We start from the raw sequence: 14,349 nt of genomic DNA, 5'->3' as shown, positions 1-14,349 counted from the left end.
TTTGGTGAAAAGCGTTCTCTCCGAACGTAATGCGCTTCACCCACCCAATATCGACGATATCGAGCACCGTGAGTTATCCGGCACCGCCGGACAGGCGGTACGCGAACTGGCCGCTGAGATAGCCCACACAATGGATAGCCACTCGGGCGACGCGGCCGCAGCCCTGAACGATCCTGTCCTGCTGGAGCAGATCAGCACCCGCGCCGGCGACCTGCCGACCGAGGTATGCACTGCCGTCCGCCCGCCGGCCACCGTGCACGGCGCCTGCGTCGTGCACGCATTGCCGCTGTCCGACAGTGAGTTCGGGCCCACCCCGCCGGATTGGCAAACCGCGGCCCAGTGGAGCACCGACCCAGGCCAGGCGACCGGCTCACTCGAACTGGATATCGCCATGCTGCTGCTGGCCGCCGCGGCCGGTGAACCGTTCGGCTGGGCCGGACAGCAGGACGGCCGGCTGGTCAACAACATCGTCCCCGCCGCCGGGCACGAATTCGAACAGTCCGGCGCCAGCAGCACCGTGCTGCTCAGCCCGCATACCGAAGACGCGTTCCACCCGCTGCGCGCCAATCTGCTCATGCTGGCCTGTCTGCGCAACCCCGAATCGGTGGGCACCACTGTCTCGTCGGTACGCCGGGTCCGGCTGACCCGCCCACAACGGGACATCCTGTGCACGCCTACCGTGCCGATCCTGCCGGATGTCTCCTACGGTTCGGCATTCGAGCGAGCCGACGCCGTCGCGGTGCCGACCCTGTGGAGCGAACCGGGACACGAAACCGAAACCAGCGCTCTGACCATGCGTTTCGACCCGGCCTACACCCCGCTCGACGACGCCGGTCCCGAGTTCCGGGAGGCCTACGCACAACTCGAACGCGAACTCGAACGGGTCTGCGTGGTGGCCGCACTGCGACCCGGTGAACTGCTGTTGGTCGACAACGATGTCGCCGTTCACGGCCGGGTGCCGTTCACTCCCCGCTACGACGGCACCGACCGCTGGCTCAAACGAGTGAACATCCGGCTACCCGAACGCCCGCGCCGGGCGGCCGAATCCAGGGAGAATGGATACGGTCAGCAGATCGTCGCACCCTTCCCGCCGGCGCCACCGCGACAGACGGCACCGGTGCGGGAGGTGCGGGAAGAGCGGAACGGTGCGGTAGATGATCGAGGATCCATTGGGCACACGTGATCGAGCAACTCCACTGCGCGTCCTGAGCCGCAGCGACCTGGCCGATGTGCCGGTGGCTCCGGCCGAGGTGGTCCGCGCCGTGGAAGAGGCCTATATCGCCCTGGCCGCAGGCGATTCGGACAACCCACGCAAACTCAGCGTCGCCAACCCGGACGGCTGGTCGGTGGCCTACGCCATGCTGGGCCGCGACGGCAGGCGCCGGGTGGTCGCGATGAAATCGTCGTACAAGTTCGATCCCGGTCACGACCGCACCACCAAGCGCTACTACACGACCATCACGCTCTACGACGACACCACGGGCGCCCCCATCGCCATGATGGACTGCGCCCGGGTGGGCGCCCTGCGCACCCCGGCGGTATCCGCGCTGCTGGTTCGCGAAACGCTGAGCCGGGACGCGGATTCGGTGCTGTTGATCGGGACCGGCACCCAGGGCCGCAACGCGCTGCCGCATCTGCTGGCCGCCAATCCCCAACTGCGGAAACTGATGCTGTTCGGCACCCACCCCGAAGGTATCGAAGCGGTCCACCGGCAGCTCACCGAATACGCTCCGCATGCGCTGCTGGAAACCGTGGACGACCCCTACGCGGCGGCGCGGACCGCGGATGTGGTCCTGGCGACGGCCGGACCTGGTACCGAGGTCGCGATCGAATCCGAGCATCTGAAGCCGGGGTCGGTGGTGGTGCTGGTGGGCTACGGTCTCGCCCCCTCCACGCTCGGCGATGCCGACCGGGTGATCGCCACCAGCGCCGAGCAGATGGCCTTGACCGGCACCGATATGGCCGACGAGAACGGTGTGCTGCGCCCCGTGGACGCCGAGTTGCCGCAGATCCTGAGCCGGCGCGCGGTCGCCCGCCGCCGCGCCGACGAGCGGATCTTCGTCTACAACAGCGGACTGGTACTCACCGATATCGCGGTGGCCCACGCGCTGGCCGAACGCGCCATCGCCGAGGGCCGGGGCACGGAGGTCGCGCTATGGGATTGACCGGAGCCGATGCCCCCGCGGGAGCCGGCCCCGGTTCCCGCGGCGAACACGCGGGGACGGTGGCCGCGCCGCTGCCCGCCCACCGTGCCGCCTGGGAGGAGCAGGTGCTCGCGGATCCACACCTGCTGGCGGATATCGGGTTCGCGGTCGGCGGGCCGTTCCATCTGATGTATCCGGCGCGGGTGGTCGAGAATATTCGCGGGTTCCAGCGGGTCTTCGCCACCTCAGGCGTCTCCGGGGCGCTCTACTACGGGAAAAAAGCGAACAAGGCGGCGTGTGTCGCCCGAGCCTGCGCGACTGCGGGGGCGGGAATCGATGTATCCAGTACCGGCGAACTCGTCGCCGCGCTGGCGCAGGGGGTCCGCGGGGCGGACCTGCTGGTGACCGGGCCCGAGAAGTCCGGTGAATTACATTGGCTCGCCGCCCGGCACGGATGCCTGATCGCCGTGGACAGCTTGGGTGAGCTGAACCGTCTTTCTGCGCTGGATATTCCGGTGCGGGTGCTGCTGCGGGTATTGCCCGCGGCTTCGGCCAGCCGGTTCGGAATGTCGGTGGACGAGCTCGATCGAGCCGTTGCCGTGGCGGCCGATTATTCGTCGGTAACGCTGGAGGGCTTCAGTTTTCACCTGTCCGGATACGATCCCGTCCCGCGTGCCGAATTGGCCGTTCAGTTGCTCGAGCGTATTCGCACGGCCCGGGCGCAGGGCCATCCGGCCACCACCATTTCCGTCGGCGGCGGTTTCGGGGTGGACTATGTACCCGCCGCACACTGGTCCGCATTCCGGGACGAGTCCAACCGCCGCTGGTTCCATTCCGGCAAAGCCTTCGAATCGTATTACCCGTATTCCTTTCCCGAGGCCGGCCCGGCCATGCTGGCCGCGATTCTGGAACGGGACGATCTGACCCGCCGGCTCCGGGAGACCGGCACCACCCTGGCCGTCGAACCGGGCCGCGCGCTGCTCGACCGGGCGGGCAGCACCGTGTTCCGCGTCCAGGGCCACAAGACACGGCACGAGCACGGGCAGCCGTACCGGGTGCTGACGGTGGACGGTTCCAGCCTGAGCCTGTCGGAACAGTGGTTCGACAGCGAATACCTGCCCGACCCGGTGCTGTGGCCCACTGCCGCCGGAACGCCGACACCCACGGTCGTCGGCGCCGCCACCTGCCTCGAATCGGACATGCTCAGCTGGCGGCGGATCCCGCTGCCCCGCGCCGCGGAAATCGGCGATCTGCTGATCTACCCCAATACCGCCGGGTATCAGATGGATTCCAACGAATCGACCTTCCACGAATTACCCATTCCACCGAAGGTGGTGCTTTCGCAGGCTCCGGGCGGCCGGTTTCGCTGGGCTCTCGATCGATCCTGACAGCCCTTTTCCCGACCCCGACGGTACGGCTACCGGCCCCGGCCGTTTCGCACCGACCGCTATCGACGCCCAGGAGTTTGCCATGCCCCTCGTCACCCGAGTGACGGACCTGATCGGCCGCACCCCGCTCTTCGAATTGGCGACCACCCCCTCCGGCACCCGCCTGCTGCTCAAACTCGAACAATTCAATCCGACGGGCGCCGCCAAGATCCGGATGGCACGGGAAATGGTTCTCGACGCGGAACGGCGCGGTTTTCTGGGTGCCGGCGGGCATATCATCGAATCCACGTCCGGAAATACCGGGCTCGGCCTGGCGGTGGTGGCCGCCGAACGCGGCTACCGTTTCACCGCGGTGGTCGACCATCACGCGAGCAAGGACAAATTACGGGCTATGCGGGCAATGGGTGCCGATCTGGTTTTCGTCGCCGACGACGGTGACGACACCTTGGCCACCTCCGCCCGCGAAGACCACGCCGAGGCCATGGCGGCCGGACTGCCCGACGCGTATTTCACCGAACAGCACAACAACGACGCCAACGCGGTGGGCTACTACGCGGTGGCCGAAGAGTTACTGGCCGAGGTGGACCGGGTGGATATCCTGCTCTCCGCGGTCGGCACCGGCGGGTCCCTGTTCGGGACGGCGACCCGATTACGGCAGCTGGGCTGTGTACCGCGCGTTATCGGGGTGGAACCGGTCGGTTCCATCGCCTTCGGCGGTCCGGGCGGGCCTTACTGGCAGTCGGGCACCGGCACTCCGCCCGGCGCCACCATCGGCACCGCCGTCGACTACGACCTGCTCGACGAAGGGATCAAGGTCTCCGATCGCGACGCCTTCGCCACCTGCCGCGCGGTATCCCGGCAGCTCGGACTGATGCTGGGCGGGTCGGCGGGCGGGTCCGTATATGCCGGGCTGATCAGGCTCGACGAATTCCCCGCCGGTTCCACCGTGGTCACTATTGTGTGCGACGGCGGCGAAAAATACCTCGACACGGTATTCGACGACGACTGGATGGCCGAACGCGATCTGCTCGACACCGCCGCCGAACGCGAGGTGCACGCCCTGCTGACCCGTTATGCTCCCGCGGGCCGTGGTACACAACCGGCGGGCGCGACCGTACTCGGCGATGCCGGCACCGGCGGTTGCGCCACCGCACGGCCGGACGAACACACCCACGACGAGCACGACGATACGGAGGATTCCGACACCATGGTGCGGGCCCGGTGACCAACACACCACTCTCGCGTAATCGCCCCGCCGGCCGCCGACCGGCCGGTTCCGAAGTCCGGCGGCCCGGCACCCCGGATTCCCGGCGGCTCGCCGCTCCCGATTTCCGGCGGCTCGCCGCTCCCGATTTCCGGCGGCTCGCCGCCCTGGCCACTCCGATCGCGCTCACCCAACTCGCCCAGGTCGCGGTTTCCACCACCAATATCGCCCTGATGGGCAGTCTCGGGGTACAGGCCGTGGCGGCCGGCGGGCTGGCCCTGGTGCTGTTCAACCAGATCCGCACCATGTGCGTCGGGTTGATCACCGGCAGCGGTAACCAGATCGCCGCGGCCGTGGGCGCCGCCGGGAAACGAGGCACCGATCCCGACCCGGAGATCCGCGATGTGGTGCGGTCGAGTTTCCTGATCGCGACGGCCGCCGGGTTACTCGGCGGTGCGATCCTCATCGGCCTCGGCTGGTCACTGCAATGGCTGGGCCAGGACGCCGGTGTTCTGGCCCAGGCCCGGCCGCTGATGGTCGCCTTGGCGCCCGGCCTGCTGCCGTGCCTGTGGTTCCAGGTGCTGCGCCAGTACACCGTCGGCATGCAACGTCCGCAGGCCCTGTTGCTGGTGACTCTCGGATCCATCGCGGTCAACCTGGTACTGGCGCTGAGTTTGATCCACGGCTGGGCCGGGCTGCCCGCCCTGGGCCTGACCGGGGTGGGTGTGGCCAGTTCGCTGGTCTTCCTGCTCATGTTCGTGGCGTTCTGGACCATGGTGCGCCGCGACCCCCGGTTGGGCCGGACCCTGCCCATCCGTCCGTGGCCGGTGCGCCCCGCGACCGTCCGCGCCGAACTGCGGCTCGGTACACCCATCGCGCTGACCTACGGCTCCGAGGCGGGAATGTTCTCGGTGCTCGCCCTCGTCATGGGTGCCCTGGGCCCGGCCGCGCTGGCCGCGCACAATGTCGTCTACCAGGTCATCTACATCGTCTTCCAGGTAGCCATCGGTATTTCGCACGGTGCCTCGATCCTGGTCAGCCACAGTGTGGGGCGCGACGAAACCGCGCACGCCCGCGGCCTGGCCCGGCTGGCGTTGCGGTGCGCCGGAGTGGTTGCGCTGGTCACCGGCCTGGCCTATGTCTTCGTTCCGCAACTGGTGTTGCGTCCGTTCCTCGACCTGAACGATTCGGCGACCGTCGAGGTGGCCCGGTCATTGCTGTTGATCGGTATCGTGTTGCAGTTCTTCGACGCGGCGCAGAACATCGGGACCGGACTCTTACGCGGGTTGCAGGCGACGAACGCGGGGTTCCGGTTGTCGGTGGTCGGCTACTGGTTCGTCGGCCTGCCCACGGCCGTTGTACTGGCCTTCCCGGCCGGGCTGGGTGCCGCGGGAGTGTGGTGGGGGCTGACCGCGGGCCTCGCCGCCACCGCCGCCCTGATGCTGCGCAAGTACTTCGCCCTGCTGGACGAGCACGACGTCCGGATGGCCCCGCGCCACCGGGAAACCGTGAGTTAGGTACCGCCGCGGGCGCCCCTGTTGCCGAAGGGCCTTGCTGACCACGTTTTCTGAGGCTGCCCTTTGCCCGGCACACGGGTAATCCGGGCGGCTACACAGGGTTCCGGCGCAGGTCGGGGCAGGTACTTCTCCGGCGCGTGTCGGCGCCGCGTTCTAGACTGGTGAGCGGTGCGGCGCATCCTCCGCCGCAGCACGTCGATCCAGGAGGGGACGATATGGCCGCCGGAGTCAGTTCCACCGAAAACCCAGCAACCGACCATCCCGAGCTGGAAACGCTGCCGCATTGGCCGCGGGAAACGATCGCCGTCCTGGTCACCACCGATCCGGCGCCGCATGCGATCCCGGTCTCCTGGCCGGTGCGCGCCGGTGACCGGCGAATTCTGCTGAGCCTCAAGTTCGATCGCGGGTCCCTGGCCCGGCTGCGGGAGCGGCCGCAGGTGGCGCTGCTGATCCTCGGTGGAAACAATGTGGCGCTGTGTGCCCGCGGTTCGGCCAAGGTCATCGCCGAGGAGATGCCCGGCGCGGACGACTATGTGGCGGTCCGCCTCGATGTGGACGTTATCGACGATCACCGGCAGTCGGCGTTCGAGGTGGCCCAGGGCATTCAGCGCAACGTCCTCGACGACAGCGAACTGCGCGCCCTCGAACACCGGGTGGCGACACTGCAATCCTGGGCGGAGAACGAAGCGGTTTGAGATCGGCCGCGGGGGCCGCCGATCCGGCGCTCCCGGGCAGTCAGTATCCGGCGCCCGGGGCGCCGCGGGGAAGGAGATCATGAGCGTCAATCTGGCCAAGGGCGGCAATGTCTCGCTGTCCAAACAAGCCCCCAACCTGACCAAGATCGCCGTCGGACTCGGCTGGGATGTGCGCACCACCATGGGCGCCGACTACGACCTCGACGCCAGTGCCCTGGCCACCGGCCCGAATATGAAAGTCCTCTCGGATCACCATTTCGTTTTCTACAACAACCTCCGCTCCCCGGAAGGGACCATCGAACACACCGGCGACAATCTCACCGGCGAGGGCGACGGCGACGACGAGGTGATCAATGTCGACCTGGCCAATACGCCGGAGACGATCACCAATATCTTCTTCCCGGTCTCCATCCACGAGGCCGATCAGCGCGGGCAGTCGTTCGGCCAGATCCGCAACGCCTATATCCGCGTCGTCGATCTGAACACCGGTTCGGAACTGGCCCGCTACGACCTCTCCGAGGACGCGTCCTCCGAAACCGCCATGGTGTTCGGGGAGTTGTATCGCCGCGCGGGCGAATGGAAGTTCCGGGCGATCGGCCAAGGATACGCCTCGGGTCTCGCGGGGATAGCCCGCGACTACGGTGTGAACGTGTGACGCAACGTTCTGCCCGGGTGTGATTCCTGGCCTGATATGGCCGGTCCGGCGACGACCCCGGAAGCGTTGTGAGACATCAGCGCCCCGAGGTCGCCCGACCGCAGGGCAGCGGGACCGCGCCGGTAACGGAATACGTCCGGTCACCGGCGCGGCACTACCGAACAGACCGCGGAGCCTCATCGGCTGCCCAGATGGCGATCATCAGGGAACGACAACAGTGACCGTCTCGCTGAACGGCATCTGGCCCACGGCACCGGCTGCGTCGATGCAGCCGCCCCGGGCGGTGATGGTCGTGCCCGATTCGAGTCCTTCCAGAGTCGTGGTCACGGTCTGGCCCGGGTTGGCCAGTGACTCCGGCTGACTGTTCCCGAAGAATCGGTGGTTGTTCTCCGGCCCGATACCGGCTTCCGCCCAGCATTGTCCGCCGGTGTTGGGATTGTGCAGCGTCGCGGTGACCGTTCCCGGCGCGGTACCGGCGAAGGTGACTTCGGGCGCTTTCAGCGGTTCCTGCGCGTTCGCCGGCGCTGCACCGAGCGCGACGAACGCGGCGGCCGCGACCAGCACAACAGGACCACCGATCCGCCATTTCGACCCGGACGGACGTTTCATCGATCTCATATCTCGATTCCCTCTCGAATATCGGCTTACTTCTCGCCAGAGCCATCGGCGCGGTGTGGACGCAAGGCGCGAAACACCGCTCTCTGCAGATGCGGAAGGCATGAAAAACGCTGACAACCAAAAGTATTCAGTCACAATCGGACAAATGGGATTCGCCTTCCGTAACAAGAAGTACCCTTCCGCCGCGGCGAGGTCAAGCGCGGTCCGCAGATCGAACCCGACACGCTCGGTAGGCAAGGAGTCTCGGTGCACCGGTGTTGCCGAACTCGGAGACCTCGGAGTCAACCCTGAAGGCTTCCCCGGATGGCCGGAATGCCACGCGGGCGTGGCGGACCGAATTCGGTTCGACGGCGAGCCGTGTTCGCCGAAGGATGACGCAGCAAGCGGAGTAGCGCGCGAACAACCCGGCGAATCTAATGGCGGCGGTCGCCGACAGGCCAATACCTGTGCCAATCGTCGGCGTCCAAAGGTAAGCGAGCACCGCGGGCCGCTTCGGCGAAGTCCTCGGCCCCGCGGATGGTCGCAGCGAATTCCAAGGTGGCTATGCGCAACTGTTCTTCCGCACTGCCGGGACCGCCGAGGCGAACGATGCGCAGGTCGTCCGGGATCAGATCGTCCGGTAGCCCGGCCTGGGCACTGCGGGAACGGACCTTCTCCGCCAGCGCCAGGGCGGGTTGTGCCATCGCGATACCGTCCAGACACGAACGGCGCGCCTTTTCCGCGGTTTTGCGTTCCTCCCAAGCTTTTTCCTGGGCGGCTACCTTTTCGGTCACCGAGGCGTGGGGGTCGAAACCGGCCGCTGCCGGGTCGGCGAGGTGGGGGCTGCGGTTCACCAGTTTGGCGACCAGTGCGGCGGCGACATCGTCGATGCTGAATTCGCCGGCCGCTTCGGCGATCCGGGAGTGGAACAGCACCTGCAGCAGCAGATCGCCGAGTTCTTCGCGGATGGCGCCGGGGTCGTCTTCCTGGATCGCGTCGAGAAGTTCGTAGGTCTCCTCGAGCAGATACGGGCGCAGCGAATCGTGGGTCTGGGTGACCTCCCACCCACCGAACCGCCACAGCCGATCCATCACCTCGACCGCTTCGGACAACCCCGCCGCCACACTCGCCGTCTCCGCTTCGAGAACGCCCGGCGCGGGACGGTCCGAGAACGATCCGGATTCTGTGGCTTCGGCGGCCGACGCACCGGATCGCGCCGAGGTGCCGGTCGGCAGCACCGGTTCGTCGGTCGACAGCACCGGTTCGTCGGTCGCAGCAGCGCCCGGCTCGGGTCGCCGCGCAGCGGCGGACGACTGCCCCGAATCTCGCCCCGCGACGGACCGCGGCGGATCGGCTGGTTGCCCCGGGACGGACTGGGGCTGCGAACCAGCGGACTGCGCCGGCTGCGGATCCTGCGGCGCGGCGCCGAACCCCCGCCGAGATCGGGATGCTGCGGGTTCGAGGCCAGGGCCGCACGGATCTGGACCAGGTGTCATCGCGCCGGACTCACCTCGGTCGCGACCGTGAGATCCACGGCGCCCGCGGCTTTACCGTCCAGAGCGAGCAGCAGGTCCGCGAGGTACTGCAGCAGGGCGACGTCGCGGAGCCGGTCGGCGCCCACGCTGTCCTGGACGCGTGGCAGCGGCAGTTGCACCACCCCGCTGGCGGCGCGGTAGGAGGCGCTGGGGTAGATCCGTTTGAGCCGCATCTGTTTCGAATCGGGCAGCGAGAGCGGCGAGATCTTGACCGTGGTGCCGGTGACCGCGATTTCGGCGACCCCGTATTCGCGGGCGAGCAGTCGCAGTTTGGCCACCGAAACCAGCCGGCCCACCTCCACCGGCAGCGGGCCGTAGCGGTCGAGGAGTTCCTCCACCACCGCGGCCAGCGCCGGATCGTCGTGCGCGGCAGCCAGTTTGCGGTACGCCTCGAGGCGCAGCCGATCGCTGGCGATGTAGTCGGGCGGGATGTGCGCGTCCACCGGCAGGTCGATCCGGACCTCTTTGGTTTCCTCGGTGGTGATCGGTTTGCCGTCGGCGGCCGCCCGGTATGCCTCCACGGCCTCCCCCACCAGCCGCACGTACAGGTCGAAACCGACACCGGCCACATGCCCGGACTGCTCGGCGCCGAGCACGTTACCGGCGCCGCGGATCTCGAGGTCCTTCATGGCGACCGCCATACCGGCGCCGAGGTCGGAGTTCTGCGCAATGGTGGCGAGCCGGTCGTAGGCGGTTTCGGTGAGCGGTTTCTCCGCCGGATACAGGAAGTAGGCGTATCCGCGTTCCCGGCTGCGCCCCACCCGGCCGCGCAACTGGTGCAATTGGGAGAGGCCGAGGGTATCGGCGCGTTCCACGATCAGCGTATTGGCGTTGGAGATGTCCAGACCGGTCTCGATGATCGTGGTGCACACCAGCACATCGAATTCACGCTGCCAGAAACCCTGGACCGTATGTTCCAGGGTGTCCTCGTTCATCTGCCCGTGCGCCACCACCACGCGCGCCTCCGGGACCAGCTCCCGGATCCGCCGGGCGGCCTTGTCGATCGACGACACCCGGTTGTGCACATAGAACACCTGGCCGTCGCGCAGCAGTTCACGCCGGATGGCGGCGGTGACCTGCTTGTCGTTGTAGCCGCCGACATAGGTGAGCACCGGATGGCGTTCCTCGGGCGGCGTGAGGATGGTCGACATCTCCCGGATCCCGGCCAGGCTCATCTCCAGCGTGCGCGGGATCGGGGTGGCCGACATGGTGAGTACGTCCACATGGGTGCGCAGGGCCTTGATGTGCTCTTTGTGTTCCACGCCGAAGCGCTGTTCCTCGTCCACGATCACCAGGCCGAGGTTCTTCCAGCGCACCCCGGTCTGCAGCAGCCGGTGGGTGCCGACGACGATATCGACCTCGCCCTCGGCCATCCCGGTGAGCACTTCGCGGGATTCCGCGGGGTCGGTGAAGCGGGACAGACCTTTCACGGTGACCGGGAATCCGGCGAGCCGCTCGGTGAAGGTCTGCAGATGCTGCTGGGCGAGCAGCGTGGTCGGCACCAGGACGACCACCTGTTTACCGTCCTGCACCGCCTTGAACGCGGCCCGCACCGCGATCTCGGTCTTGCCGTACCCGACATCACCGCACACAACCCGGTCCATCGGCACCGGTTTCTCCATATCCGCTTTCACATCGGAGATGGCGGTGAGCTGATCGACGGTTTCGGTGAACGCGAACGCGTCCTCCATCTCCCGCTGCCACGGCGTATCCGGACCGAAGGCGTGGCCGGGCGCCGCCTGCCGGGCGGCATACAGCTGCACCAGTTCGCCCGCGATCTCGCGGACCGCCTTGCGTGCCTTGCGCTTGGTGTTCGCCCAGTCGGCCCCGCCCAGTTTCGACAGACTCGGCATCTCCCCGCCGACATACCGGGAGAGTTGGTCCAGCGATTCCATCGGCACGTACAGCCGGTCGCCCGGCTGGCCACGTTTTCCGGGCGCGTACTCGATCACCAGGTATTCGCGCCGGGCCCCACCGACCGTACGTTCGATCATCTCCACGAACCGGCCGATACCGTGCTGATCGTGCACCACCATGTCACCGGCGTTCAACGCCAGCGGGTCCACCTGGTTGCGGCGTTTGGCGGGTAGCCGCTTACCGTCGCCCGGCGCGGTCACCCGATTACCGGTCAGATCGGACTCCGCGACCACCACCAGGCCGGCGTCGCCGAAGATCACGCCGTCGTGCAGGGAACCGCACAGCACACCCACCACACCGGGCACCGGTTCCGCACCGGCCTCCAGTTGCGCGGCGGGCACCTCCGCTTCACCGAGGCGTTCCAGCGTGCGCTGGGCCGTGCCGTGACCGGCCAGCACCACCACCGCCCGCCCACCGGTCGTGACATGGGCGCGCAGCGACGCGAATATCGTCGCCACCAGTTCTTCGGAGCCACGGGCGGTGGGCCCGCTCTGCACCGGCAGTTCGATCTCGGCCGGATCACCGGTCGCCAGGGGACTCAACGTCCACCAGGGCAGTTCCCGGCTTTCGGCGCTGTCGCGGATCCGGGTCAGCGGGCGATACGCCGACGCCGCCAGATCGAGGCCGTGCGCACCCATCGGGGCATCCGCCCCGAACGAGGCCGCCGTCCAGGACGCCTCCAGGAATTCCTCACCGGTCCGCATCAGGTCGGCGGCGCGGGTGCGCACCTTCTCCGGATCGCAGACCAGCAGATGGGTACCGCTGGGCAACTGTTCGGTGAGCAGCCGCAGCTCACCCGGCTGCAATACCGGCAGCAGCGCCTCCATCCCCTCGACGGGGATACCCTCGGCCAGGTTGTCCAGCATCTCCACGAGCGCGGCGTCCGCCGTATTGGCCGCCGCCACCGCCGCCGCCCGTTCCCGCACCTCGGCCGTGAGCAGCAACTCCCGGCACGGCGACGCCACCACGGCGGACAGCGAATCCTCCCCCAGCGACCGCTGGTCAGCCACCGAGAACGAGCGCAACTCGGTGATCTCGTCGCCCCAGAATTCCACGCGCACCGGATGGTCCGCGGTGGGCGGGAAAAGATCCAGGATGCCGCCGCGCACCGCGAACTCGCCGCGTTTGCCGACCATATCCACCCGGGTGTAGGCGAATTCGACCAGCCGCGCGATCAATTCGTCGAAATCGGCCTCATCGCCGATCCGCAGCACGATCGGCTCGATATCCCCCAGCCCGGACGCCATCGGCTGCATCAGCGAACGCACCGTGGTCACCACGACGCGCAGCGGCTCCGGATACACCGGATCTTCGGGATGGGCCAGCCGGCGCAGCACCTCGAGCCGGCGACCGACGGTATCGGCGCCCGGCGACAGCCGCTCGTGCGGCAGCGTCTCCCAGGAGGGAAACTGCGCGACCGCGGGCCCCAGCATCTCGGTGAGCTCGAGGGTCAGATCATCGGCTTCGCGACCGGTCGCAGTGACCACGACAACCGGCCGTTCCGCGGCCACGGTGGCCGCGACGAACGATCTCGCCGCGCTCGGCGCCACCAATTCGACCGACGACCGGCCGAGCATGCCGGAAACGGTCCGCAACGCGGTATCGGCACCGGCTGCCGAGGCCAGTCCCGCCAGTGGTGGACGAGGGGCAGACATTCTTCTCTCCTGACCGCGAACGAAGGCGATTCCACCGGGCCAGCCGAGTCTATAGGGGTTGTGACACGGCGCTGCGTCCGGCGTCGCGGGGGCGGGGGGCGGTAAGCCCAGGTCTTCGCTCGTCCACTTCGCCGGCTCGGTGTGATCGGCACCGCCTCAGGAAAGTCCTTCGCGACCAGCGGTGGCGCCGAGTTCAGCGAGACACCCAGAGGTTTTGGCCGTCCATCCGGCCGAGATCCCGCGCGCCAGAACTACGGCACGTAGCGGCGGAGGCGGCGGGCGGCGAACTCGCGGAAGTAGGAGACCTTGTCCTCCGGGACGATGGACGGGATCAGGAAGTACCAGGCCCGTTCCATACGCGACGCCAGCTGATCCATCGACTCGGTGCCGACCGCGACGATATGCATCCCGGTGGTGAGCCCGTACAGCAGCAGACCGATGGTTTCCGGATCCAGATCGGGCAGCAGATCGCCCTGGGCGATCGCGCGTTCGGCCAGCAGCCGGTAGGTCTCGCCCCAGTTCTTCGCGACATTGTCGCCGTTGGCGCCGCGGTAGTCGCCGATCTGGTGGGTCAGTTTGAGCATCGCGCCGACCATCGGATCGTTCATCGACAGATCCGCCACCACGTAGGTGATGCCGATGGCCGCTTCCAGGGCCGGCACCCGGGAGTCGAAGAATCCCTTACAGGAGGCGGTCAGCCGTTCCTGGCCCTGGTCCACCACCGCGCGGGCCAGTTCTTCCTTGGACCCGAAGTGGAAGTACAAGGCGCCCTTGGTCACGTTGGACTGCGCGATGATCTCGCTGAGGCTCGCGTTGGCGTAGCCCAACCGCAGAAAGACATCGGCAGCGCCGGCCAGGACGGAATCGCGGGTTATCTCCGCGCGCGCTTGCCTAGCCATCAGCTCCGCCTGTCATCCCAATAACCAGCCATCCTGAAGTAGACCGACATTGTCGAAGTAGACCGACTTACCGCCCGAACAGCACCCAAAGGATGGGTGAACCGTACCATCCGCGCGGGGTAGGGTTCTCGATTCGTGGGCCC

General features: G+C 67.7%; 11 protein-coding genes. 7 read left to right on the top strand and 4 right to left on the bottom strand.

Features of this window, described 5'->3' with window-relative positions:
- Positions 1 to 4: 4 nt before the first annotated feature.
- The 7 genes from IU448_RS16195 (at position 5) to IU448_RS16165 (ending at position 7,603) form a co-directional block, all read left to right on the top strand.
- Positions 5 to 1,183, top strand: a complete 1,179-nt coding sequence (locus IU448_RS16195) for a TauD/TfdA family dioxygenase (protein ID WP_324188616.1) — start codon at positions 5 to 7, stop codon at positions 1,181 to 1,183.
- Positions 1,155 to 2,165, top strand: coding sequence for an ornithine cyclodeaminase family protein (locus IU448_RS16190; RefSeq protein WP_195056471.1), 1,011 nt, complete (start codon positions 1,155 to 1,157; stop codon positions 2,163 to 2,165). The genes IU448_RS16195 and IU448_RS16190 overlap by 29 nt, the downstream gene beginning before the upstream one ends.
- Positions 2,156 to 3,532 carry an alanine racemase gene (locus tag IU448_RS16185; protein WP_195056470.1) on the top strand — a complete coding sequence of 459 codons (1,377 nt, stop codon included), beginning with the start codon at positions 2,156 to 2,158 and terminating at the stop codon, positions 3,530 to 3,532. Before IU448_RS16190 ends, IU448_RS16185 begins: the two co-directional genes overlap by 10 nt.
- Positions 3,533 to 3,614: 82 nt before the next feature.
- Positions 3,615 to 4,757, top strand: a complete 1,143-nt coding sequence (locus IU448_RS16180) for a PLP-dependent cysteine synthase family protein (RefSeq protein WP_195056469.1) — start codon at positions 3,615 to 3,617, stop codon at positions 4,755 to 4,757.
- 146 nt (positions 4,758 to 4,903) lie between these two features.
- On the top strand, positions 4,904 to 6,253 hold the full coding sequence (locus IU448_RS16175) for an MATE family efflux transporter (protein ID WP_195056886.1): 1,350 nt from the start codon (positions 4,904 to 4,906) through the stop codon (positions 6,251 to 6,253).
- Between the two features lie 215 nt (positions 6,254 to 6,468).
- On the top strand, positions 6,469 to 6,948 hold the full coding sequence (locus IU448_RS16170; protein WP_195056468.1) for a hypothetical protein: 480 nt from the start codon (positions 6,469 to 6,471) through the stop codon (positions 6,946 to 6,948).
- 79 nt (positions 6,949 to 7,027) lie between these two features.
- Complete coding sequence (locus tag IU448_RS16165; RefSeq protein ID WP_195056467.1) at positions 7,028 to 7,603, top strand: TerD family protein; 576 nt, start codon at positions 7,028 to 7,030, stop codon at positions 7,601 to 7,603.
- 201 nt (positions 7,604 to 7,804) lie between these two features.
- On the opposite strand, the gene IU448_RS16160 is transcribed toward IU448_RS16165, so the two are convergent.
- The 4 genes from IU448_RS16160 to IU448_RS16145 all read right to left on the bottom strand — a co-directional run bounded on the left by IU448_RS16160 (position 7,805) and on the right by IU448_RS16145 (position 14,206).
- On the bottom strand, positions 7,805 to 8,221 hold the full coding sequence (locus tag IU448_RS16160) for a hypothetical protein (protein WP_195056466.1): 417 nt from the start codon (positions 8,219 to 8,221) through the stop codon (positions 7,805 to 7,807).
- Positions 8,222 to 8,634: 413 nt separating this feature from the next.
- Positions 8,635 to 9,291 (bottom strand): MazG family protein, encoded by a 657-nt coding sequence (locus IU448_RS16155; RefSeq protein WP_195056885.1) that lies wholly within the window; start codon positions 9,289 to 9,291, stop codon positions 8,635 to 8,637.
- Positions 9,292 to 9,692: 401 nt separating this feature from the next.
- Positions 9,693 to 13,307, bottom strand: a complete 3,615-nt coding sequence (gene mfd, locus IU448_RS16150) for a transcription-repair coupling factor (protein ID WP_195056465.1) — start codon at positions 13,305 to 13,307, stop codon at positions 9,693 to 9,695.
- Between the two features lie 251 nt (positions 13,308 to 13,558).
- Positions 13,559 to 14,206 (bottom strand): TetR/AcrR family transcriptional regulator, encoded by a 648-nt coding sequence (locus IU448_RS16145; RefSeq protein WP_195056464.1) that lies wholly within the window; start codon positions 14,204 to 14,206, stop codon positions 13,559 to 13,561.
- Positions 14,207 to 14,349 lie beyond the last annotated feature (143 nt).

The sequence above is a fragment of the Nocardia flavorosea genome (assembly GCF_015477805.1).
In the GTDB taxonomy this organism is placed as follows: Bacteria; Actinomycetota; Actinomycetes; order Mycobacteriales; family Mycobacteriaceae; genus Nocardia; species Nocardia flavorosea_A.
This window is presented reverse-complemented; position numbering and strand designations above follow the sequence as displayed.

Bases quoted from the DNA above. Each gene is read 5' to 3' on its own strand.
- IU448_RS16170 (WP_195056468.1), top strand. From the start codon at position 6,469: ATGGCCGCCGGAGTCAGTTCCACCGAAAACCCAGCAACCGACCATCCC.
- IU448_RS16155 (WP_195056885.1), bottom strand. From the start codon at position 9,291: ATGGATCGGCTGTGGCGGTTCGGTGGGTGGGAGGTCACCCAGACCCAC.
- IU448_RS16145 (WP_195056464.1), bottom strand. From the start codon at position 14,206: ATGGCTAGGCAAGCGCGCGCGGAGATAACCCGCGATTCCGTCCTGGCC.
- mfd (WP_195056465.1), bottom strand. From the start codon at position 13,307: ATGTCTGCCCCTCGTCCACCACTGGCGGGACTGGCCTCGGCAGCCGGT.
- IU448_RS16165 (WP_195056467.1), top strand. From the start codon at position 7,028: ATGAGCGTCAATCTGGCCAAGGGCGGCAATGTCTCGCTGTCCAAACAA.
- IU448_RS16160 (WP_195056466.1), bottom strand. From the start codon at position 8,221: ATGAGATCGATGAAACGTCCGTCCGGGTCGAAATGGCGGATCGGTGGT.
- IU448_RS16190 (WP_195056471.1), top strand. From the start codon at position 1,155: ATGATCGAGGATCCATTGGGCACACGTGATCGAGCAACTCCACTGCGC.
- IU448_RS16185 (WP_195056470.1), top strand. From the start codon at position 2,156: ATGGGATTGACCGGAGCCGATGCCCCCGCGGGAGCCGGCCCCGGTTCC.
- IU448_RS16180 (WP_195056469.1), top strand. From the start codon at position 3,615: ATGCCCCTCGTCACCCGAGTGACGGACCTGATCGGCCGCACCCCGCTC.